The following is a 242-nucleotide window of genomic DNA, read 5'->3' as shown; positions in this document are numbered from 1 at the left end:
AAGAAAAGATGTTCTGCATATACGCCAATTCATTCTGGTTGATCTCGCCGCTCTGGTAACTTTCATGCATCAAATGCTTCAAGTCTTCTTCGGAATGGCCATATTCCGGCTGCAAAGTCCGGATGCCCAGCGGCCGCAAGAAGAGACGGGCCGCCGCATTGAGCAGCCAAAGTACAGGGGCGAACAAACTGCCGGCAAGGCTTAAGGCAGGAGCGAGGCGGAATGCTGCGCGTTCTGCATAT

1 protein-coding gene is annotated in these 242 nt (G+C 53.3%); it reads right to left on the bottom strand.

Annotated elements, in window-relative coordinates:
- On the bottom strand, window positions 1-242 hold a 242-nt coding region (locus SB775_RS33100; RefSeq protein ID WP_410865527.1), incomplete at both ends, for a CNNM domain-containing protein.

This window comes from Peribacillus sp. SIMBA_075, assembly GCF_046534585.1.
This window is presented reverse-complemented; position numbering and strand designations above follow the sequence as displayed.